Annotated in this window: 21 protein-coding genes; 7 read left to right on the top strand and 14 right to left on the bottom strand. The window is 41.7% G+C overall.

Annotated elements, in window-relative coordinates; translation table 11 throughout:
- Nucleotides 1-18 precede the first annotated feature (18 nt).
- Together AS034_RS09630 and typA are read right to left on the bottom strand one after the other, a co-directional pair.
- Nucleotides 19-327: a YlaH-like family protein gene (locus AS034_RS09630; protein WP_032088993.1), complete on the bottom strand. Its 309-nt coding sequence runs from the start codon at nt 325-327 to the stop codon at nt 19-21.
- Between the two features lie 23 nt (nt 328-350).
- A complete protein-coding gene (gene typA, locus AS034_RS09625; protein WP_032088994.1) occupies nt 351-2,189 on the bottom strand; it encodes a translational GTPase TypA in 1,839 nt (612 codons plus the stop codon).
- Between the two features lie 278 nt (nt 2,190-2,467).
- On the opposite strand from typA, the gene AS034_RS09620 reads away from it, so the two are divergent.
- On the top strand, nt 2,468-2,653 hold the full coding sequence (locus AS034_RS09620; protein ID WP_032088995.1) for a YlaF family protein: 186 nt from the start codon (nt 2,468-2,470) through the stop codon (nt 2,651-2,653).
- Between the two features lie 443 nt (nt 2,654-3,096).
- On the opposite strand, the gene AS034_RS09615 is transcribed toward AS034_RS09620, so the two are convergent.
- Complete coding sequence (locus AS034_RS09615) at nt 3,097-3,888, bottom strand: inositol monophosphatase family protein (protein ID WP_074439989.1); 792 nt, start codon at nt 3,886-3,888, stop codon at nt 3,097-3,099.
- 212 nt (nt 3,889-4,100) lie between these two features.
- A complete protein-coding gene (locus AS034_RS09610) occupies nt 4,101-4,286 on the bottom strand; it encodes a hypothetical protein (protein WP_318293704.1) in 186 nt (61 codons plus the stop codon).
- A 191-nt stretch (nt 4,287-4,477) separates the two neighbouring features.
- On the opposite strand from AS034_RS09610, the gene AS034_RS09605 reads away from it, so the two are divergent.
- On the top strand, nt 4,478-5,098 hold the full coding sequence (locus AS034_RS09605; protein WP_032088999.1) for a YktB family protein: 621 nt from the start codon (nt 4,478-4,480) through the stop codon (nt 5,096-5,098).
- Between the two features lie 43 nt (nt 5,099-5,141).
- On the opposite strand, the gene AS034_RS09600 is transcribed toward AS034_RS09605, so the two are convergent.
- Nucleotides 5,142-5,414, bottom strand: a complete 273-nt coding sequence (locus tag AS034_RS09600) for a UPF0223 family protein (protein ID WP_058298344.1) — start codon at nt 5,412-5,414, stop codon at nt 5,142-5,144.
- A gap of 19 nt (nt 5,415-5,433) precedes the next feature.
- Nucleotides 5,434-6,390, bottom strand: coding sequence for an NAD(P)H-dependent flavin oxidoreductase (locus tag AS034_RS09595; protein ID WP_032089001.1), 957 nt, complete (start codon nt 6,388-6,390; stop codon nt 5,434-5,436).
- A gap of 199 nt (nt 6,391-6,589) precedes the next feature.
- Between AS034_RS09595 and AS034_RS09590 the strand changes: the two genes are divergently transcribed.
- On the top strand, nt 6,590-8,059 hold the full coding sequence (locus AS034_RS09590) for an aminotransferase class I/II-fold pyridoxal phosphate-dependent enzyme (protein WP_058298343.1): 1,470 nt from the start codon (nt 6,590-6,592) through the stop codon (nt 8,057-8,059).
- 137 nt (nt 8,060-8,196) lie between these two features.
- Here AS034_RS09590 and AS034_RS22330 read toward each other — a convergent pair whose 3' ends face one another.
- Together AS034_RS22330 and AS034_RS09585 are read right to left on the bottom strand one after the other, a co-directional pair.
- Entirely contained in the window at nt 8,197-8,316 is a 120-nt protein-coding gene (locus AS034_RS22330) for a GapA-binding peptide SR1P (protein ID WP_074439988.1), read from the bottom strand.
- An 892-nt stretch (nt 8,317-9,208) separates the two neighbouring features.
- A complete protein-coding gene (locus AS034_RS09585; protein ID WP_058298342.1) occupies nt 9,209-10,039 on the bottom strand; it encodes a polysaccharide deacetylase family protein in 831 nt (276 codons plus the stop codon).
- Nucleotides 10,040-10,574: 535 nt separating this feature from the next.
- On the opposite strand from AS034_RS09585, the gene AS034_RS09575 reads away from it, so the two are divergent.
- Complete coding sequence (locus AS034_RS09575; protein ID WP_052011645.1) at nt 10,575-10,958, top strand: hypothetical protein; 384 nt, start codon at nt 10,575-10,577, stop codon at nt 10,956-10,958.
- A gap of 92 nt (nt 10,959-11,050) precedes the next feature.
- Here the strand turns inward: AS034_RS09575 and lpdA are convergent, their stop codons facing one another.
- The 5 genes from lpdA to AS034_RS09550 form a co-directional block, all read right to left on the bottom strand.
- On the bottom strand, nt 11,051-12,460 hold the full coding sequence (lpdA, locus tag AS034_RS09570; RefSeq protein ID WP_058298341.1) for a dihydrolipoyl dehydrogenase: 1,410 nt from the start codon (nt 12,458-12,460) through the stop codon (nt 11,051-11,053).
- Nucleotides 12,461-12,464: 4 nt separating this feature from the next.
- On the bottom strand, nt 12,465-13,817 hold the full coding sequence (locus AS034_RS09565) for a dihydrolipoamide acetyltransferase family protein (protein ID WP_058298340.1): 1,353 nt from the start codon (nt 13,815-13,817) through the stop codon (nt 12,465-12,467).
- Between the two features lie 119 nt (nt 13,818-13,936).
- Entirely contained in the window at nt 13,937-14,914 is a 978-nt protein-coding gene (locus AS034_RS09560) for an alpha-ketoacid dehydrogenase subunit beta (protein WP_032089011.1), read from the bottom strand.
- 3 nt (nt 14,915-14,917) lie between these two features.
- A complete protein-coding gene (gene pdhA, locus AS034_RS09555; RefSeq protein ID WP_032089012.1) occupies nt 14,918-16,033 on the bottom strand; it encodes a pyruvate dehydrogenase (acetyl-transferring) E1 component subunit alpha in 1,116 nt (371 codons plus the stop codon).
- 465 nt (nt 16,034-16,498) lie between these two features.
- Entirely contained in the window at nt 16,499-17,149 is a 651-nt protein-coding gene (locus AS034_RS09550; protein WP_032089013.1) for a YkyA family protein, read from the bottom strand.
- 308 nt (nt 17,150-17,457) lie between these two features.
- Between AS034_RS09550 and def the strand changes: the two genes are divergently transcribed.
- Nucleotides 17,458-18,012, top strand: coding sequence for a peptide deformylase (gene def, locus AS034_RS09545; RefSeq protein ID WP_032089014.1), 555 nt, complete (start codon nt 17,458-17,460; stop codon nt 18,010-18,012).
- Between the two features lie 57 nt (nt 18,013-18,069).
- Here def and AS034_RS09540 read toward each other — a convergent pair whose 3' ends face one another.
- On the bottom strand, nt 18,070-18,840 hold the full coding sequence (locus AS034_RS09540; protein WP_058298339.1) for a Cof-type HAD-IIB family hydrolase: 771 nt from the start codon (nt 18,838-18,840) through the stop codon (nt 18,070-18,072).
- Between the two features lie 662 nt (nt 18,841-19,502).
- On the opposite strand from AS034_RS09540, the gene AS034_RS09535 reads away from it, so the two are divergent.
- Both AS034_RS09535 and rnjA read left to right on the top strand, forming a co-directional pair.
- Nucleotides 19,503-19,709: a DNA-dependent RNA polymerase subunit epsilon gene (locus AS034_RS09535; RefSeq protein ID WP_032089016.1), complete on the top strand. Its 207-nt coding sequence runs from the start codon at nt 19,503-19,505 to the stop codon at nt 19,707-19,709.
- 4 nt (nt 19,710-19,713) lie between these two features.
- Nucleotides 19,714-21,381, top strand: a complete 1,668-nt coding sequence (gene rnjA / locus AS034_RS09530; protein ID WP_032089017.1) for a ribonuclease J1 — start codon at nt 19,714-19,716, stop codon at nt 21,379-21,381.
- The last annotated feature ends 62 nt before the right edge of the window (nt 21,382-21,443 follow it).

The raw sequence follows: 21,443 nt of genomic DNA, 5'->3' as shown, positions 1-21,443 counted from the left end.
AAGCCTGCAGCTTTTTTTCTATACATTTCCTTTTTTCTTTTCATTGTTCAAGCGGACCTTATAAATAATCAGGATAAGAGCCGCTACGACAAGACCCTCTGCAACCGGTAAAAAGATACCCAAAAACGTCAGAACCGTACATCCGACAATCAAGAATAAATAAATCACGATCGATTTACCAAGCGGCAGCTTTTGGGCAAAACCAAGCTTGTACACTAATATAGAGAGTCCCACAATGGTTAAGTAAAGAAGCCACATCCCCAATTCCGCATTTTGATCAACACGGTAAAGGGATGCGAAAAAGGACAAACGCTCAGTTACATCCATTTCCTGCTCCCCCTTCACTCAGTTTATTGAGATACCTTGCTCTTTTTCTCCGCTCTTTCACGTTCATTCTTATCAAGAATTTTTTTACGGAGGCGGATTGATTCCGGCGTTACTTCACAGTACTCGTCATCATTCAGATATTCAAGGGATTCCTCAAGAGTCATGATGCGAGCTTTCTTAATCGTAACCGTTTGGTCCTTATTTGCTGAACGGACGTTTGTCGCCTGTTTAACCTTCGTGATATTAACGGTAATATCATTTTCTCTTGTATGCTCTCCAACGATCATACCGCCATATATTTCTGTACCTGCTTCAACGAAGATAATTCCGCGATCTTCTACTTGCATGATCCCGTATTGTGATGCCTTACCTGTTTCCATTGAAACCAATACACCTTGACGACGTCCGCCGACACGGCCTTTTTGCAGCGGCTGGTAGCTGTCGAACGTGTGGTTGATGATACCATATCCACGTGTAAGGGTCATAAACTCTGTAGAATAACCGATTAAACCACGAGCAGGAACCATAAACATCAAACGTACTTGACCATTACCGTTGTTAACCATATCAAGCATTTCACCTTTACGCTGTCCAAGGGATTCAATGACTCCGCCCATATATTCTTCCGGTATATCAATTTGAACACGCTCTACAGGCTCGCTCTTCACACCGTCAACTTCTTTGATGATGACTTGTGGTTTAGATACTTGCAATTCGTACCCTTCACGACGCATGTTTTCAATCAAGATGGAAAGGTGAAGCTCACCACGTCCGGAAACCGTCCATGCATCAGGTGAATCTGTTGGTTCAACACGTAAACTTACATCTGTTTGGAGCTGAGCCAGCAATCTCTCTTCAATCTTTCTTGAAGTAACATATTTACCTTCTCTGCCGGCAAACGGACTGTTGTTCACAAGGAATGTCATTTGCAGAGTAGGTTCGTCAATACGAAGGACCGGCAGCTGGTCCTGATGTTCAACCGGGCAAACCGTTTCACCCACGTTGATATCTTCCATTCCTGAAACAGCGATTAAATCGCCTGCTTTTGCTTCCTGGATTTCTTCACGCTTCAGACCAAAGAAACCGAAAATCTTTGTAACACGGAACTGTTTAACAGAGCCGTCAAGCTTCATAAGTGCAACCTGCTGACCAACTTTCATCGTTCCTCTGAACACACGTCCGATTCCGATACGGCCGACATAATCATTGTAATCGAGCAATGCCACCTGGAATTGAAGAGGTTCCTCAGAATTATCGACTGGTGCAGGGATATGCTCAATGATTGAGTCATATAAACACTGCATGTTCTCATCTTGTTTGGCAGGATCTGGATCGGTGCTTGCAGTACCGTTGATGGCAGACGCATAAACAACAGGGAATTCAAGCTGTTCATCATTCGCATCCAGTTCAATGAATAATTCCAATACCTCGTCAATAACTTCTTCAGGACGCGCTGAAGGCTTGTCAATCTTATTAACGACAACGATCGGTGTAAGATTTTGTTCAAGTGCTTTCTTCAGGACGAAACGAGTCTGAGGCATACAGCCTTCGTACGCATCGACAACAAGCAGAACACCATCTACCATTTTCATGATACGTTCCACTTCGCCGCCAAAGTCAGCATGTCCCGGTGTATCAAGAATATTGATTCGTGAATCTTTATATTGAATCGCCGTATTTTTCGCCAAAATTGTAATACCGCGTTCTCTTTCCAAGTCATTCGAATCCATCGCGCGCTCTGAAACTTGTTCATTTTCGCGGAAGATTCCAGATTGCTTTAACAGCTCATCAACCAATGTCGTTTTACCATGGTCAACGTGAGCGATGATAGCAATATTTCTAAGATCATTTCTTAAGTTCATATTTCCACTCCTGAATATATTGGATTTCTTTCCTGGAAGGCTAAAGATAATGGGTAATTCTGTTCAACTAGACCATTATAGCACAGCACAGCTGAAATCCCTAATAAATATTGAATGAATCGGTCCCGGGGTTATTGAAAGCTCTGATAACACTCTTTTATATTTGCCGTTGCACATTCTTGTGGCTCTATGTAGAATTTAAGTAAGCAGTTTCATTTGCTATTTGTTTTTTTATTCGCATAACTATCATTGAAATACATATTAGCGGAGGTGTTTATATGGGTAATATCAAATGGATCTTCGTACTTTATTCTGTTTTGGCCGCCGTATCCCTGATGGGCGTCGCCATATCAATAAGTCTGGCAAGCCCTCTTTTAGCAGCGGGCAGCATCATTGCTCTTACGATTATCATGGGGTTCGGTTTCACTACAAAAAAGAGATACCGGGAAGAAGGCAGGCTGTAATAAATATTTTTAAAATGCTGCTATGAAGATAAAACACTGTCTAATGACGATAGGCTCTAATCATCGCTATTGATTTCCGTGCAATACTTCGCTTTCCGCGGGTAGCCCGTGAGCCTCCTCGGCAAGCCTGCGGTTAGAAAAGCGGAAGGGCTTTGGTTAGAGGCGGGTGGCATAAGGCGAATCGTCCACGAAGGCGTTCTTTGCCTTCTTGGGCGAGTTGACTTATGACATGTGCCTCTAAGCCCTGGAGCTGGACAGGTCTCACCTAACCCGCTGTTCCCGCAGGAGTCTTCGTCTTGCACTCCAACCGCTTATAGAGAGCTAACAACTAAAAATGTACTTTCAAACTAAAAATCCGATAATAATTGACTGATCAGTCAATTATTATCGGATTTTAAATAGACTAAAACACTTTTGCCCCATCCTCTTTTTAATCTATAGAATCAGTTCTTAAGATAGTTGTTCAAAATCTTCCCGTGCAGCCCTGGTTTACCTACAAATAAAGAACTTTTATTCAGAGGGTTCAGTTCATTTCCTTCTAAATCAGTAACAACCCCTCCGACTTCTTCAATCAGGATCTTTCCGGCAGCGAAATCCCATGGCGCCAGGCGCATGCTGATATATGCATCGAGCCTTCCAGAGGCAATGTACGCCATCTCAATCGCAGCAGAACCATATGAACGCGTCCCCCTCACTTTTTGAACCAATGGTGCCAATACTTCAGGATCAATGCGCTTATTAGTGGTCATCCATTGAGCATTTAAAGCAATGACGGAATCTTCCACGGCAACCTCATTGAGGACAGGCAGCTTTTGATCATTCATATAAGCTCCCCTGCCCTTTTCAGCATGATACAGCTCGTCGTGAACGACATCATAAATATATCCCAGGACACCTTGCTTACCATCATACACCCCTATGGATATAGCAAAATTCCTTTGTTGATGGACAAAATTCATAGTACCGTCTATCGGGTCGATAATCCAGGTCACGCCGGACAATTCGCTCAATTCGTCACCGAATCCTTCTTCTCCCATGATATGATGATCTTTATATGTACTTCTGATTTTCTCAATAAAATAACGCTCTGTTGCTTCATCCATATTCGTGACCAAATCATTGCGGTTGGACTTTGTTTTTATATTCAGTTCATCTTGAAAAGAGTCGCGGATCTTCTTCCCCGCCTCCATGATCCAATCTCTGGCATTTTGGTCCAATTCTTTCCAATTTGTCAATTTAATGACCTCCAATACTAGTCTTCATACCAACTTGAAGTGTTCCTTTAGCTCTTTAGCTTAATGGAAAAAAAGGGGAGATTCAAGTTTTTAACCTTTTCGCTCCATATTAAGCGGACAAAAAAAAGAACTCTACGTATGTAAACGGAAGAGTTCGCCATAATCGTTCATTTCGAATCCTTTCATCGTATACCCTTTCTGTGTTCAAATCATTATAAAGCCTTCATTTTAATTAATTCTTCACGGATATTCATAAGCTTTTCTTTTGACTTTGATTGATTTTCTTTGTTTTTGGTCTGGATCGCCTCGAACAATACAGCTAATTCATAATCCATTTCAAGTCTCAATACGTTTAGACGCTGCTGCTGGACATCCCGTTTTTTTGACGTGTTCATCACTTGTTTCAATGTCGTGCACCCCTTCCGTGTTTTTCAATTTATCTGATTGTTCTGATAATATTTAATACATAATATGAAATTTCATCTCATCATGTAACTAAAATGTGCAGACACCCATTGGTGAAACGGATCATTACATTTTATCCCTTTCCTTGTGTTAAAATATGAACATCAGGTAAGGAGGCTGCACGATGAAATTCAACGGATTTACTGATAATGACTTTGATGTGTTTAAAATTGATGGATTAGAAAATAGAATGGAAGCCATTCAACAGCATATACGCCCTAAACTTGAATATCTTGGACAATATTTCACACCTGCGCTCAGCACGTTGACCGGCGACGAAATGTTCTACCATGTAGCCAAGCACGCACGCCGTTCTGTAAACCCTCCAGATGATACATGGGTGGCATTCGCCAATAATAAGCGTGGGTACAAAAAACATCCTCATTTTCAAATCGGTCTTTGGAATACCCATTTATTCATCTGGTTCGCAATGATTTATGAAGCTCCCCATAAGGCGGAATTCGGTAAAAAAGCTGAAGAAAATGTGGATGAAATAAGGGATATGATTCCCTCGGACTACGTATGGTCAGGTGATCATACTAAGCCTGATGCCATAACATTTTCTTCTATGTCCCGGGACGAATTCCTGTCTCTTTGTCAAAGAGTACAAAATGTAAAGAAAGCGGAACTTCTTTGCGGTCTGCACTTGGATCGGGAAACCGTGACTGAACTTAACGGTGATGAGCTGATCCAAAAAATTGATAATGCCTTTGAAACACTTTTACCCCTTTATAAAATGAACTAAACCCTTTGTAAAGAAAAACGACAGCCTCGAGGGGCTGTCGTTTTCACTTCATGGCGACCAGTTCTGAATCACCTGTCTCTTTCATCTTTTTTACAACATGATAGGAGGAGTAACCGCTTGACTCTTCAAATTCACTGCAGATCTTTTTCTCTTCCGATTTACTCGGTACGATCTCTTTGAATTTTCGGTAACGGCCCATTAAGTCCTCTTTTTTAATACCTCTTTCATACGCTTTTTCAACTGCTTCAAAGAAAGAAATAACATCGATTACTTCTTCAGTTGTCCAGTCTATCGAGAATGGATATTGATATTCCATGTTAAGTAACACTCCTTGATTAGTTCCATTTTAAACGGATACGTTCTGCCTCACTGACCATTCTCTTTATAAGCTGATCAACGGTCGGGATATCGTTTATGAGCCCGATGACCTGCCCTGCCCATCCGAACCCCTCTTCTTTTGTACCATTATAGATATACCTTTTGTTAGCTTCTCCGCTGATGTATCCTTTTAATCCTTCATATCCCGCACCAGCTTGTTCCGCCTTAAGGATTTTATCGGTCCAGGTATTGGAAATGGCTCTGGCAGGCGCACCCAGAGAACGTTTAATCACAACTGTATCATTCTCGCTCCCTTCCAACAAGTCTCTTTTATATTCTTCTGAAGCGTGGATGCATTCTTCAGTGGCTATAAATCTGGTACCCATTTCAATGCCTTCTGCCCCGAAACTTAAAGCTGCCATAAGTCCTCTTCCGTCACCGATGCCGCCTGATGCTATCACTGGTATCGAGACGGCATCCACGACTCCCGGTATTAACACGAAGGTACCGATATCGTCTTTCCCTAAATGACCGCCTCCTTCATGGCCAACCGCCATGACGGCATCCGCTCCCAATTGCTCGGCTTTTACCGCCTGTCTTTTGGATGCAACCAGCACCATTTTAATGATATTCGTCCCTTCCAATTGCCTGAATAATGGGGCAGGATTCCCCCCTGTGATTGTCACAACAGATACTTCTTCATCAATGGCAGCCTCTACAAACTCTTCATATGGCCGCCCGTGCTGACCGATTGCAAAATTGACACCAAATGGCTTATCGGTGAGTCTCTTTACTTTTCTGATCTCTTCCTTCAGATCATCAGGGTGATCCAGGGACATTGCAGTGATTTGCCCAAGTCCGCCGGCATTCGACACTGCAGCGGCAAGTTCGGCATAAGCAAGATGAGCAAGTCCTCCTTGAATGATGGGATATTTAATGTTTAATAATTCTGTCACTCTGGTCGTCCAGTTCAATTTAACCCCTCCTGTCATACACGTATTCTTTATTGGATAAATAATTTCCTTCAAGATGATTAAAATGATTAAAGTATGGGCAAATACCACTATGCAAAGGAATACCTAGATGCTATAATTCTTTTGTTTGAAAAAAGACCATGACTCTAAAATGTACGTTATAAATATGTACTAACATATCAAAGAGGTGTTGAATGCATTGTCTCAATATGAAACCCCGTTATTTACCGGCTTAGTTGAACATAGTAAAAAGAATCCTGTCCAGTTTCACATACCCGGACATAAAAAAGGCGCCGGCATGGATCCCGATTTCAAAGAATTCATCGGTGAAAATGCCCTAAGTATCGATTTAATCAACATCGGCCCCCTAGATGACCTTCATCAGCCGAAAGGAATGATCAAGGAAGCCCAGGACCTTGCTGCAGAAGCCTTTGGAGCAGATCATACCTTCTTTTCAGTACAGGGAACGAGCGGTGCGATCATGACCATGGTAATGAGCGTATGCGGACCAGGGGATAAAATCATCGTTCCGAGAAACGTTCACAAGTCAGTCATGTCCGCGATCGTTTTCTCAGGCGCAACGCCTATCTTCATACACCCGGATATAGATGAAGATTTGGGTATATCCCATGGAATCACTACAGATGCAGTTGCAAAGGCATTGGAGCAGCATCCAGATGCCAAAGGGGTGCTAGTCATCAATCCAACATATTTTGGAATCTCTGCTGATCTAAAGAAAATCGTTGAAATTGCTCATTCTCATAATGTACCAGTCCTCGTGGATGAAGCACATGGGGTTCATATTCATTTTCACGATGACCTTCCCCTCTCAGCCATGCAGGCAGGTGCCGATCTTGCAGCGACCAGTGTACACAAACTAGGCGGTTCCATGACACAAAGTTCGGTTTTGAACATGAAGGAAGGATTGGTTTCCGCCAAACGAGTGCAGACGATCCTGAGCATGCTGACGACCACATCCACCTCTTACCTTCTTCTTGCATCTTTGGATGTAGCAAGAAAACGCCTAGCTACAGAAGGGCACGATTTAATTAGTGACACCATACTCTTGGCGGAGAACATCAGAAATGATATCAATAAAATCGATGGTCTGTATTGCGTGGGCAAGGAGATCCTTGGCACAAAGGCTACTCACGATTATGATCCGACAAAATTAATCATATCGGTAAAGGAACTGGGAATCAGCGGTTTCGATGCTGAAAAATGGCTGAGGGAAGCTTATAATATCGAGGTCGAAATGTCCGACCTTTACAATATTCTCTGCATCATAACCCCCGGAGATACTGAGACGGAAGGCAGCCAGCTGGTCACCGGATTAAGAGAACTTGCAGCCCAGCTGAAAAAACATGGAGACATCACTCCAGTAACCGTGATGCTTCCTGATATCCCTGTCCTCTCGATGACACCCCGTGATGCATTCTATGCGGAAACAGAAGTCATTCCGATCGATCAAACCGTCGGACGCACCATTGCTGAATTCATCATGGTATATCCGCCGGGCATCCCCATTTTCATACCGGGAGAGATCATTACACAGGAAAATATTGATTATATCAAAACCAATATCGATGCCGGACTCCCTGTACAAGGGCCGGAAGATTATGATTTAAGACACCTTCGTGTCATAAAAGAACACCATGCTATCAGATAAATCAAATGAGGCCCCTATTACGAAAGGGGTCTTTTTTGTTCATAACAAAAAGGTGAAGAAGGTCATCCCGATCCCTCTTCACCCCTACTTTATATTTACCCCTTTTTGTCTGACCGTTTCGAAGTTTCCCCTGTAACTTAATCGTCTATTTCTACATCATCATTACATTCGCAGCAGTTAGAGAATAAAACAGAAACCTTCTCATCTTCGTAATGTTCAATAGTGTTAAGGCATGATTGACAAACAATTGTTCCCATCTTTTTTCATCTCCCTTAATGATGTTTTGTAAGCGTTTTATCTTAACTGATTCTATAATAATATAACACATTTAAAAAATCAACCTTAAATTGTATAACATATTTAAGTTTTTATTCTTTTAATAAATCATATTAATTATCTTTATGCGGTATAAGAGTATATAAGACCTTATAGACTTCTGAACACCGCAGGTGACCCGTGACAAAAATACTTAGCCCCACTGGTTTTAGTTTTTAGATAACCTTAAATAGAGAAGCCCCTTTGACTTCTCAACTTATTTGATTCCATTTATCAACGCTATTGATTTCCGTGCAAAACTTCGCTTTCCGCGGGCGGTTGGTGAGCCTCCTCGGCTTCGCCTGCGGGTTAGAAAAGTGGAAGGGCTTTGGTCAGAGGCGGGTGGCATAAGGCGAATCGACCACGAAGGCGTTCTTTGCCTTCTTGGGCGAGTTGACTTATGACATGTGCCTCTAAGCCCTGGAGCTGGACAAGTCTCACCTAACACGCTTCTCCCGCAGGAGTCTGCGTTTTGCACTCCAATCAATCGCTGGAACCGGTTTTGAATCGGAGAAATTTTCACATCATGAATATTTTAATTTTATGGAACAGAACAGTAAGAACACTGAACGAAGTCAAAAACCTCGATTAACTCTTATCCACTAACTCAAAGCTTGAGTAATTAATTTCACACAGAAGGCTCATAGGTTTTACTCTTTGCTTTCGATCCCTATTCTCAGACTTCTTTATAATTTTTATATACTTATCAAGACATTCCAACCAAAAGAAACATATAAAACGTCTGGTGAATTTTCGACTTTCATAATCAATAAAATCTTTAATTAATGAAAGGTAAAAAAAACCTGAATGGCCGCATTCAGGTTTTTGATGTGATTATGGGGTTTTGATTTTTGTTGGGTCGAGGGTTTCGTATCCTTTTTCTCTTAGTCCTTTTACGATGTCTGTTAGTGCTTCGCTGGTCCAGGTCCTGTCGTGCATGAGGAGGTTTGCTCCGTTATTAAGGTATGGACTGTTAACCATGATGTCTGTAATTGCTTCTTTTGTTTGATATTCCTTGTTCCAGTCATATCCGAAGGTCCAATTCATAAGGGCCATTTTCTCTTCGGCTGCGACCTGTCTACTGTAATCCGTATTCTGTCCAAAAGGCGCCCTGAAGAATTTTGGGCGTTCACCGGTAATTGATTCAACGAGCTCATTTACCGAAACAATTTCTTCTTTTTGTTCCTCCGGTGAAAGGTCAGGAAGTGAACTGTGGCTGTATGTGTGATTGCCGATCATGAAGCCCATGTCATAGATCTTCTTTAATACCTCTTTTTCCTCCGGGGTATCAAGAAAATGTCCATTCACAAAGAAGATGGCGGGAGCGTTCACGGCCTTCAAATCTTCAGCCATGTTCAATGCATGCTTATCAGGGGCATCATCAATCGTCAAAAGGACGACCTTAGCATTTTGACCTGCTATTGGTTCAATACTCCAATTGTTTTCATTAATCTTGTATTCAGGCTCCTGAACCACATCTTCTGTTTTTTCAGGTTCAGATTTATCTTCGTGATTTTCCATTTCTTTCTTACCGGATGATTCTTTACTATCAGTATTTTCTTTAGGATGATCAACCGTGCCGGCTTCTTTCGTGACAGTGGCAGGTTCATCGTTACATGCAGTCAATAACATCAATGTTAATCCTGTTGCAATAATCTTTTTCATTTAACTCACCTTTCATGATTCGCTTTGAATATTTTAACATATTCTGCGCAAAACTGGATAAGTTTTAAAAGAATTCCATCAGATATTCAAATAAAAATTTGAATGCAAAGAAACAAGATAAACTGAAGGACGTTATAAACAATGTAAGCCTCCTTGACTGAATAATCTTCCTTGCAGCAATAAATGCTAAATAAAAGAACAGAACAAACATGATCCATTTATATTCAATATGATCTTTAACAGACAACCATTCAGCAACATAAAAAACACTCCACAGTATCATCTGAATGGTGAAAGCCACATAAAATTTCATAAAAACACCCTCTATTTAGGAGTATTTTCAAGTAGTACATCTAATAATTAAGTATATTCCTAGAATGTTACTTTCATTATTGATGTCTTTTCATTTCTGTAACATTTCAGTGACTTGCCTCATTTCGGCGAATCCATATGATAAAATGTGACCAACGAATAGGTCTTTATGCGTATTAATTACTTTCGTTCATGGTGCATCACTAAGAAAAGAGGATGATGTATGAAACATTTACTTACCTTGCTTATGCTGGCATCGACAGCCTTGCTTCTCACTTCATGCAATGATCTGGCTGCAGATAAAGTAGTGTTGGCGGAGGATCGATTTATTGAAAAACAAATCATATTTTTCACTGATGAACGCAATATTTCAAAGGAAGTCGCATATTATGATGCCATCATTGAACTTAAGAATGAATACCCCGAAGACTTAAAACATCTGGAAGTCGTAAACTTCAGCACAGACAAATCGAACCCAAAAATCCAATCCACTTCTTATCCTGCCATTGTCGTTGTAGATAATAACCAGGTTGTTACTAAGATTACCGGAAAGGCACATAAGAATCAGATCATTAAATCTGTTACCCATGCAATCAGTAATTGGTGAGTGTCTTTGTACCATTTGTATGCAGCCAGTGAACTTATTTTCGATATAAAAAAATGACCCTCCATTTTTGGAAGGGTCATTTTTATTGGTCATTATTTTACAATGTGGATTGGGCTTCCCATCGCAACTTCTGCTGCTTCCATTGAAATCTCACCAAGGGTAGGGTGAGCATGGATCGTCATCGCAACGTCTTCAGCCGTCATACCGGATTCAATCGCAAGACCAAGTTCAGCGATCATGTCAGATGCGCCGGCACCTACGATTTGAGCTCCAATGATTAGACCGTCTACTTTGCGAGTCACAAGCTTCATGAAGCCTTCAGAAGAATTAAGAGCCAAAGCACGACCATTTGCAGCAAATGGGAATTTAGCGGCAACCACTTCAATTCCTTCTTCTTTTGCTTCAGATTCGGAATAGCCTACTGTTGCAAGTTCCGGGTCTGTGAAGCAAACTGCAGGAATTCCAAGGTAATCAATTTCAGCCGGCTCACCAGCAATTACCTCAGCAGCGATTTTACCTTCATAAGAAGCTTTATGAGCAAGTGGTGGTCCATCAACGATATCACCAATTGCAAAGATGTTAGGAATGTTTGTACGGCATTGTTTATCAATTTTGATAACACCGCGGTCTGACATTTCAATTCCTACTTCTTCAAGACCGATTTCATCAGTATTTGGACGGCGTCCAACTGTGACAAGCACATAATCTGCTTCCACTGATTTCTCTTCACCATTCACTTCGTATTTAACGACTACGCCGCTGTCGCTTTCGTCAACGCCTTTAGCCATTGCTTTTGTAACAACTTCCACGCCTTTTTTCTTAAGTCCTTTTTTAACAACTGATGTCAGTTGCTTTTCGAATCCGCCAAGGATATCGTCAGCACCCTCAAGGATTGTCACTTCAGAACCGAGGTTGGCATATGCAGTTCCAAGCTCTGTTCCGATGTAACCTCCACCGATGACAACGAGCTTGCCTGGTACTTCCTCAAGTGCCAAAGCACCAGTTGAATCAAGAACGCGTTTAGAGAACTTGAAGCTCGGAATTTCAATCGGGCGTGATCCGGTCGCAAGGATCAAGTTGTTGAATTTATATGTTTGCGCAGAGTTATCATCCATCACACGAAGAGTGTTTTGGTCTACAAGATAAGCTTCTCCGCGAACGATTTCCGCTTTGTTCCCTTTTAGAAGTCCTTCAACACCGCCGGTAAGCTTTTTGACTACGCCAGCTTTCCATTCTTGGACCTTGTCAAAGTTAACTTTTACATTCTCTGCAACGATCCCCATATCATCTGAATGCTGGGCTTGATGAAAACGGTGTCCTGCAGTGATAAGTGCTTTTGATGGGATACAGCCCACGTTCAAGCAAACGCCGCCCATGTTTTCTTTTTCAATGATCGTTACCTTTTGTCCAAGCTGTGCTGCACGGATCGCCGCAACGTATCCTCCAGGACCTGAACCGACTACAATAGTATCTGTTTCAATTGGGAAATCTCCTACTACCATCTCATTACGCCTCCATTAATAATAATTCTGGATCGTTCAACAAACGCTTAATGTGGTTAAGTGCATGTTGAGCAGTAGCTCCATCAATCATACGGTGATCGAAGCTCAATGATAATGCTAACACAGGTGCTGCTACAATTTCACCATTTTTAACTACAGGTTTCTCAGCGATACGGCCTACTCCAAGGATTGCAACCTCTGGGTGGTTAATAACCGGAGTGAACCATTGACCGCCGGCAGAACCGATGTTGGTGATCGTGCATGAGGCACCTTTCATTTCGTCACCTGAAAGTTTACCGTCACGTGCTTTACCGGCAAGCTCATTGATTTCATTTGAAATCGAGAACATTGATTTACGGTCCGCATTTTTAACGACAGGTACTAAAAGACCTTTGTCGGTGTCAGCCGCGATACCGATATTGTAATAATGTTTTTGTACGATTTCACTAGTAGAATCATCAATGGATGTATTCAATGCCGGGAACTCACGCAATGAACTTGTCAAGGCTTTTACGATATATGGCAAGAAAGTCAGTTTCACACCTTTTTCCGCTGCAACTTCCTTGAATTTCTTACGGTGAGCCCACAGCTTCGTTACATCAACCTCGTCCATAAGGGTAACGTGAGGAGCAGTGTGTTTGGAATTAACCATCGCTTTAGCGATTGCTTTACGCATTCCGCTCATTTTCTCGCGAGTTTCAGGGAACTCTCCTTCAGGTGCTTTAGGTGCAGCTGCTTTTCCTTCTTCTTTGGCAGGTGCTTGTTCTGTTTTCTCTTCTGTCGCAGGGGCTTCAGCTTTAGCTCCGCCGCTTAAGAATGAATCGATATCTTCTTTAAGGACACGGCCGTTTTTACCTGAACCGGAAACCTGGCGGATTTCAACACCATTCTCTCTTGCGTATTTACGGACAGATGGCATTGCGATGACACGCTTGTTAGGATCAACGTCAGCTTCTGCCGCTTTTTCCTGTTCAGCTTCAGGTGAAGCATCTTTGTCAACATTTTGACCTTGTTCCGCCGTACCTTGGACTTGGCCTTCTGTTTTTTCTTCCGCTTTGGCTTCTTCTTTCTTGCCTCCGCTTTCGCTGTCGCTTCCTTTGAATTGAAGATCCTCATAGCCAGGAGCATCGAATTTGATCAATGTGTCACCGACTACTGCTACAGTACCTTCATCAACCAGCAGCTCTTCTACCGTTCCGGCAACTGGAGATGGAATTTCAACTACTGCTTTATCATTCTGGACTTCACATAGTACATCGTCTTCTTCTACTTTATCGCCGGGTTTAACAAACCACTTTACGATTTCACCTTCATGGATACCTTCACCAATGTCCGGTAATTTGAATTCGAAAGACATGGATTCTACCTCCTGTATTGAATAATGATATAGATGAATGTTTTTGTTTTCTGTCTAGTATCTCTATTTAAAAGGGAAAAGAGAAGGGAAGAACCCTTCTAATTCCTTTGATCAATCAATTAAAATTCAAGTACTTTCTTTGCAGTCTCGAGAACATCCTTATGGTTTGGTAGCCATACAGGTTCTGCTTGAGAGAAAGAATATACAGTATCCGGTGCCGTTACGCGAAGTACAGGCGCTTCAAGGCTAAGGATCGCACGGTCGTTGATTTCAGCGACTACATTCGCAGCAATACCTGCCTGTTTTTGAGCTTCTTGTACGACAATAGCACGGTTTGTCTTTTCTACAGACGCCATGATTGTGTCAATGTCCAGCGGGCTGACAGTACGAAGATCGACAACTTCTACTGAATATCCTTCTTTTTCAAGTTCTTCTGCAGCTTTGATGGACTCATGCACCATTGCTCCGTAAGTAATGATTGATAGATCTTTACCTTCACGCTTTACTTCCGCTTTACCAAGTTCAATAGTATATTCCTCTTCTGGAACTTCCTGACGGAAAGAACGGTATAACTTCATGTGCTCAAGGAAAATAACCGGATCATTATCACGGATAGATGAGATCAGTAATCCTTTTGCATCATAAGGTGTGGATGGAATAACCACTTTAAGACCCGGCTGTTGAGCCATTAAACCTTCCAAGCTGTCTGCATGCAGTTCAGGTGTATGTACCCCTCCGCCGAATGGTGAACGAACAGTGATCGGGGCAGTGTAAGTACCGCCTGAACGGTAGCGCATACGTGCCATTTGGCCAGAGATGGAATCCATCACTTCGTAAACGAAACCAAAGAATTGAATTTCTGGAACTGGACGGAAACCTTCCAAGGCAAGTCCGATTGACAAACCGCCGATTCCGGATTCTGCCAGTGGCGTATCGAATACCCGGTCTTCACCGAATTCTTTTTGAAGTCCTTCCGTTGCACGGAAAACACCGCCGTTAAGACCTACGTCTTCACCAAAAACTAATACGTCTTCGTTATTACGCAGTTCTGTGCGCAGTGCATCAGTGATTGCTTGAATCATTGTCATTTGCGCCATGGCTTATTTCGACTCCTTCTCTGTGTAAATTTCTAATTGCTCTTTTAAGTTATATGGAAGCTCTTCAAACATGTTATTGATGAAATCAGTAACTTTTTGTTTTGGCTCTCCATCAGCTTTCTTGATTGCCTGCTTGATATCTTCTTTCGCTTCTTCGATTACTTCATTTTCTTTCTCTTCGCTCCATAAGCCTTTTGCTTCAAGGAACTTGCGGAAACGAACCAATGGATCTTTCTTTTCCCAGTCAGTATCCATTTCTGAAGTACGATAACGTGTAGGGTCGTCCCCTGCCATTGTATGCGGACCATAACGGTAACACATTGTTTCAATAAGTGAAGGCCCTTCACCATTCACCGCACGTTCTCTTGCTTCACGGGTAGCAGTGTAAACAGCCAATGGATCCATTCCATCAACTAGGATACCAGGGATTCCTGCAGCCACTGCTTTTTGAGCGATTGTTTTACCTGCAGTCTGCTTGTCACGCGGTGTGGAAATCGCGAACTGGTTATTTTGGACAACGAAAATTGCCGGAGCGGCATAAGAACCTGCAAAGTTGATTCCTTCATAGAAATCACCTTGTGAAGATCCACCGTCCCCTGTGTAAGTGATGGCAACTGCTTTCTTGCCGCGCTTCTTAAGGCCAAGTGCCACACCTGCAGTCTGGATATATTGCGCACCGATGATGATTTGTGGAGACAATACATTTACACCTTCAGGAGGCTGGTTGCCTTTGAAGTGCCCGCGTGAGAATAAGAAGGCCTGGTATAACGGAAGTCCATGCCATACGATTTGAGGTACATCACGGTAACCCGGAAGGATCCAATCCTCTTTTTCAAGTGCAAAATGAGAAGCAATCTGTGATGCTTCCTGTCCTGCTGTTGGTGCATAGAAACCTAAACGTCCTTGACGATTCAGGGAAATTGATCTTTGATCGAGAATACGAGTGTAAACCATGCGGCGCATTAATTCCTGAAGATCCTCATCGGAAATTTCAGGCATTGCGTCTTCGTTCACTACTTCGCCTTCTTCGTTTAAAATTTGAAACATTTCAAACTTGTCTTCAATCTGCTCGAGCGTTTTAACCGCATCGAATTGTGCCTTCTTTGATTTAGAAGCCATCGAAGTCACCTATCCTTTCTGTTTACATTTATTTTGGTTTTTTACATACAAAGTTTAGATTACCCAAATTCAGTATGACCTACCACAATACTTGCGAATCACATTATAGATAGTTTTCCACAAATAATAAGAAAGAAAACCCAAATTTATATATTAGGTTATCTGTATTAGTCTGTTTTACACTTTCACTAATACAACTTTGACTACCTTTCATATTTTACAATATAAAAATTCATCTCGTCAACGAGAAAGTGTTATAAATTCAATATCCTCACTATAACATAAATAGTTGAGAATTCTATTTTGAAAAAACTGTATTAGTTAGCCTTTCTAAACTGTTATATATAAACTCCCTCACCTGGTCTTCTGTTATAGAGTAAGCATTAAGGCTTCCTGTAAATAAAAAAAGAAAGGCTGGCGGATCGCAGTCCGCTGCCTTTCTTCCCTGTTCATTCTATCGATTTATTATTCCACTTCTATACCGGCGGTTGAATAAAAACCTTGTTTCAATTCATTGTATTGTTCAGTGGCAGTATTATATTCTTCATTTAAATCAATTGTTTGTTCATATGCTTTGTTGATGGAACTGATTTGTTTTTCTAGTTCTTCCATCGTTAAATCTTTTTTCTTGAACAATTCGTATAGTTTTTTATCTTCTGACAATGCATCCAAGTATGAATCCGTAAACTTTTCATGAAGCTTATATCGGTCTTTCATTGTGTCTTCCAATTTCCCCGCTTCATCTTTTAGCTTTTTATCATCCAATTCTGCAATAAATCCATCAAGGCCTGAAAAGGTTTCTTTTGATTCCTTCATGGCTTTACGTTCTTTCTCAATATAATCTGTCCGTTCAGAAATATTTTTAAGAGCGTCATCAGATAGTTTAACTATTTTATCAAACTCTTTCATTCCAAGGTTCATGATTTCGCTATAAATTTCTTTTTCTTTCTTTTCCAGTCCCTGAAGCGGTTTTTGGACTTCAACGTATTGTTTTTCCTTGGATACGGTTTCTTCCAGAACATCATAGATTTCCTCTTCGGGAGAAGCTCCCCCAATACATCCCATAAGAATAAAAATGGCTGCCCCCAAAACGAAAGCAAAACGAAATTTCGACACAACAAGATCCCCCTTAACTATATAACATCTTCTACTATATATCCGTCTACAACATTTGACAATAGGGATTTACAACTGTGGAAAATTTTGTCGATTAGACTATTCTCCTATTCACATAATTATGTACTGGCCCTAAAAAGTATTCCGCCATTTATCCATACTGCTCTGTTAACTTTTTGAAGGAAAAATGCTAGACTTATTTTATGCTTATTGGTATATCTTATTAGATGTAAATACATATATTCTTACTGAGTACAAAATAATCACTTTTATTACAGCGCCGCTGTTTGTCGTAAGGAGGAAGATTTATGATAACGATGAAGGACATCATCCGCGAAGGGCATCCCACTCTCCGCAAAGTGGCTGAAGAAGTAACACTGCCCCCTACGGAAGAGGACAAGGAGGTATTGAGGAGTCTTCTTGAATATGTAGTCAACAGTCAGGATCCGGAAGTCGCAAGTAAATACGGTTTAAGACCAGGAATCGGCCTTGCCGCCCCTCAGATAAATGTATCCAAGAAAATGCTTGCTGTAAATGTTATCGATGAAAAAGGGACGCTTTACAGCCATGCTTTATTCAACCCTAAAATTATCAGCCATTCCGTTGAAAAAGCATATCTGACTTCCGGGGAAGGCTGTTTGTCAGTCGATCGTCAGGTTCCTGGTCTGGTTCCGCGTTACGCCCGCGTAACCGTAAAGGGATGGAACATCAACGGGGAAGAAGTGAAACTGAGACTGAGAGGACTTCCTGCCATCGTATTTCAACATGAAATCGACCACTTGAACGGAATCATGTTCTACGATCATATCAATGAAGAGAATCCATTCGAACCGATCCCGGGTGCTTTGCCTATAGAAAGGTAACTCACAAAGCCGCGGGAAAGCAAAGGACGCACCCACCCCGGATGCGTCCTTTCCATTTTATATAAGTTCAAGTTCTTTAAGGCCGAAAAAGATGCCATCTTCATCTACAGGCTTTGTTATCAAATCAGCATGCTTCTGTACTTCGGTGACAGCATTGCCCATCGCAATCCCGGTTCCTACTGATTGCAGCATTTCAATATCATTTAGGCCGTCTCCAAATGCATATACATCTTCCATCTCGAAGCCGAGACGATCGATCATTTTCTTAATTCCCTCCGCTTTCGAACCTCCTGCCGGAAGAATATCCATTGAATATTGATGCCAGCGGATGAAAGTGAATTCCTTATACTTTTTCCTGTAGAAACTCTCCTCTTCCTCCGTACAGAATAGCAGTGACTGGTATATATCACGGCCTTTGTAGAAGTCGGGTGAATAGCCGGGGTGAGGAAATTTCAGGCTCCCCATGCTTTCTTCAATAAACCTGTGGTGTTCATGATTCGCTTTCATCGTTTCATGGTTCAAATGAACGACAGGATGTTCACTTCTTTTGCTGTCTTCAAGCAGTTCCTCCAGTTTTCCGACATCAAGAGGATTTGTATAGATTACCTGGTTTTCAAAAACGACATATTGCCCGTTGAACGAAACAAAGGACTCAATTCCGAGCTCTTCCCTTAAGCCCTCATACATGAAAGGAGCCCTGCCTGTCGCGATGGCTACATATATTCCATTATCCTGAAGGGTCTTGATTGCCTCTTTTGTCGCATCGGGAAGTTTTTTATCATGGTCAAGCAAAGTCCCATCTATATCAAAGAAAACGATTTTTTTCATGACTGATCTCCTTTTACCTCTTTTAAAATATTCGTTAAATAACGTAAACCTTTCAAAATCAATTGTCAAACTACTAGATCACACCGCCATTACCATACTTATCCATGTAAGAGAATCTAAAAATTCCGTACACTATAAGTAAGACAATAGAGACGTTAGCTTGATTGCACCTTTACTTCATTGCACATTCTCGGTAAACTAATAATAAGGAGTGAGCCATATGTTAAAGAAGCTGAGGAAAAAGCTCTTAAAACAATGGAAAGATATTCTCAAAAGAAAAACAATCGCTTAGACTGACTCCCTTTTACACTAGTTTCTTGCAGATATAAAAGAATGTGATACGTTTAGGGACTGAGGCCAATTACGAGCACTTTTGTCGTCTCCTTTGGTTTCGGTCCCTCTCTTATTTACATGGATATATCACCAGTGGTTCTTCGAAAAACTTTATTTACTTGCAAGAATCCTTTATAATCAAAACATACATAATCAATACTATCATTGTAGATTACATTTTATTATTGTTTATTTATAGAAGACTTAAGGGAAGAATTACCCCTTGAATGAGAGGCAGGCTTGTGTCTGCCCTGCGGATATAGTTGATAACTTTTTTATCATAGATGAAAGTTAGATTTTTTGAAAACGGATAAGGAGAGAGAAAAAACATGATTTTCAAAGTATTTTATCAAGACAGTAAAGCTGAAGTGCCTGTTCGCGAATGCACAAATTCACTTTACATGGAAGCAGAATCAGAAAGAGAAGTACGCCTAAAACTTAAAGACAAACCTTACAACATCGAATTCGTACAGAAGCTAGAGGGCGCTTTTTTAGAGTACGAACAAGAACATCAATCTTTCGAGCTGGAGAAATAATCGGATGAAATTTGTGAAGAATGACCAAACCGCAGTATTTGCCCTTGGCGGTTTAGGTGAAATCGGTAAAAACACATATGGCGTACAGTTTCAAGATGAAATCATTTTAATCGACGCAGGGATCAAGTTCCCTGAAGATGAGCTGCTCGGTATTGATTATGTAATTCCTGATTACACATACCTTGTAAAGAACGCGGATAAGATCAAAGGACTCTTCGTCACTCATGGCCACGAAGACCATATCGGAGGGATCCCATATCTTCTGAGGGAATTGAATATCCCGATCTACGGCGGCAAACTTGCTCTTGGCCTTATTAAGAATAAACTTGAAGAACACGGTTTATTAAGAAATGCCAAGCTTAATGTCATCCAGGAAGATGATGTGATCAAGTTCCGTAAAACATCCGTCACTTTCTTCAGAACAACTCACAGTATCCCGGATTCTTATGGAATCGTCGTTAAGACACCACCTGGGAATGTCGTTCACACTGGAGACTTTAAATTCGACTTCACACCTGTCGGCGAGCCCGCGAACCTCGCTAAAATGGCTGAAATCGGAAAAGAAGGCGTGCTTTGCCTGTTGTCCGACAGTACGAATGCTGAAGTTCCAAACTTCACAATGTCGGAACGCAAAGTCGGAGAAAGCATCAATGATATCTTCCGTAAGGTTGACGGACGTGTCATCTTTGCTACATTCGCTTCAAACATTCACCGCCTTCAACAGGTGGTTGAAGCAGCTGTTTACCATAACCGTAAAGTAGCCGTATTTGGCCGCAGTATGGAAGCAGCCATCACCATCGGACAGGAATTAGGATATATCAGAGCACCTAAAGATACATTCATAGAACACAATCAGATCAATCGTTTGCCTGCCAATGAAGTAGCGATACTTTGCACAGGTTCTCAAGGTGAGCCGATGGCTGCCTTATCAAGGATTGCGAATGGTACTCACCGCCAGATACAAATTCAGCCTGGCGATACCGTCGTATTCTCATCTTCCCCGATCCCAGGGAACACGATCAGTGTAAACCGCACGATCAATATGCTGTTCCGTGCCGGAGCCGAGGTCATTCATGGACCTCTAAGTGACATTCATACATCAGGTCACGGCGGACAGGAAGAAATGAAATTGATGCTGCGCCTCATGAATCCAACATTCTTCATGCCGATCCACGGTGAGTTCAGAATGCAGAAAATGCATGCCCAGCTCGGTGTCGATTGCGGAGTGCGTGAAGAAAACTGCTTCATCATGGATAATGGAGAAGTGCTTGCATTAAGCAATGACTCTGCACAAGTGGCAGGTAAGATCCCTTCTGGGAATGTCTACATTGATGGAAGCGGAATCGGGGACATCGGTAACATCGTATTGCGCGACCGCCGCATCCTTTCTGAGGAAGGCCTAGTCATCGTAGTCGTAAGCATCGATATGAAAGAATTCAAAATTGCGTCAGGCCCGGACCTGATTTCCAGAGGATTCGTTTATATGCGTGAATCCGGCGATCTCATCAACGAAGCACAGAATCTGATTGCCAAGCATTTAAACAAAGTACTGGAAAGAAGAACATCACAATGGTCTGAAATCAAGAATGAAATCACTGATACCCTGGCTCCATTCTTATATGAAAAAACAAAACGCCGTCCAATGATCCTCCCGATCATCATGGAAGTATAATATTAAAAAGGCACAGAGTGACTTCACTCTGTGCCTTTTTCTTTCATAGATAACCTCAAAAT

This window comes from [Bacillus] enclensis (assembly GCF_001456935.1).
GTDB classification, from domain to species: Bacteria; Bacillota; Bacilli; order Bacillales; family Bacillaceae_B; genus Rossellomorea; species Rossellomorea enclensis.
This window is presented reverse-complemented; position numbering and strand designations above follow the sequence as displayed.

What these genes read in the sequence shown, in the direction of transcription:
- AS034_RS09630 (WP_032088993.1), bottom strand. Translation starts at nt 327, where the DNA reads ATGGATGTAACTGAGCGTTTGTCCTTTTTCGCATCCCTTTACCGTGTT.
- typA (WP_032088994.1), bottom strand. Translation starts at nt 2,189, where the DNA reads ATGAACTTAAGAAATGATCTTAGAAATATTGCTATCATCGCTCACGTT.
- AS034_RS09620 (WP_032088995.1), top strand. Translation starts at nt 2,468, where the DNA reads ATGGGTAATATCAAATGGATCTTCGTACTTTATTCTGTTTTGGCCGCC.
- AS034_RS09605 (WP_032088999.1), top strand. Translation starts at nt 4,478, where the DNA reads ATGAAATTCAACGGATTTACTGATAATGACTTTGATGTGTTTAAAATT.
- AS034_RS09600 (WP_058298344.1), bottom strand. Translation starts at nt 5,414, where the DNA reads ATGGAATATCAATATCCATTCTCGATAGACTGGACAACTGAAGAAGTA.
- AS034_RS22330 (WP_074439988.1), bottom strand. Translation starts at nt 8,316, where the DNA reads ATGGGAACAATTGTTTGTCAATCATGCCTTAACACTATTGAACATTAC.
- AS034_RS09585 (WP_058298342.1), bottom strand. Translation starts at nt 10,039, where the DNA reads ATGAAAAAGATTATTGCAACAGGATTAACATTGATGTTATTGACTGCA.
- AS034_RS09575 (WP_052011645.1), top strand. Translation starts at nt 10,575, where the DNA reads ATGAAACATTTACTTACCTTGCTTATGCTGGCATCGACAGCCTTGCTT.
- lpdA (WP_058298341.1), bottom strand. Translation starts at nt 12,460, where the DNA reads ATGGTAGTAGGAGATTTCCCAATTGAAACAGATACTATTGTAGTCGGT.
- AS034_RS09565 (WP_058298340.1), bottom strand. Translation starts at nt 13,817, where the DNA reads ATGTCTTTCGAATTCAAATTACCGGACATTGGTGAAGGTATCCATGAA.
- AS034_RS09560 (WP_032089011.1), bottom strand. Translation starts at nt 14,914, where the DNA reads ATGGCGCAAATGACAATGATTCAAGCAATCACTGATGCACTGCGCACA.
- pdhA (WP_032089012.1), bottom strand. Translation starts at nt 16,033, where the DNA reads ATGGCTTCTAAATCAAAGAAGGCACAATTCGATGCGGTTAAAACGCTC.
- def (WP_032089014.1), top strand. Translation starts at nt 17,458, where the DNA reads ATGATAACGATGAAGGACATCATCCGCGAAGGGCATCCCACTCTCCGC.
- AS034_RS09540 (WP_058298339.1), bottom strand. Translation starts at nt 18,840, where the DNA reads ATGAAAAAAATCGTTTTCTTTGATATAGATGGGACTTTGCTTGACCAT.
- AS034_RS09535 (WP_032089016.1), top strand. Translation starts at nt 19,503, where the DNA reads ATGATTTTCAAAGTATTTTATCAAGACAGTAAAGCTGAAGTGCCTGTT.
- rnjA (WP_032089017.1), top strand. Translation starts at nt 19,714, where the DNA reads ATGAAATTTGTGAAGAATGACCAAACCGCAGTATTTGCCCTTGGCGGT.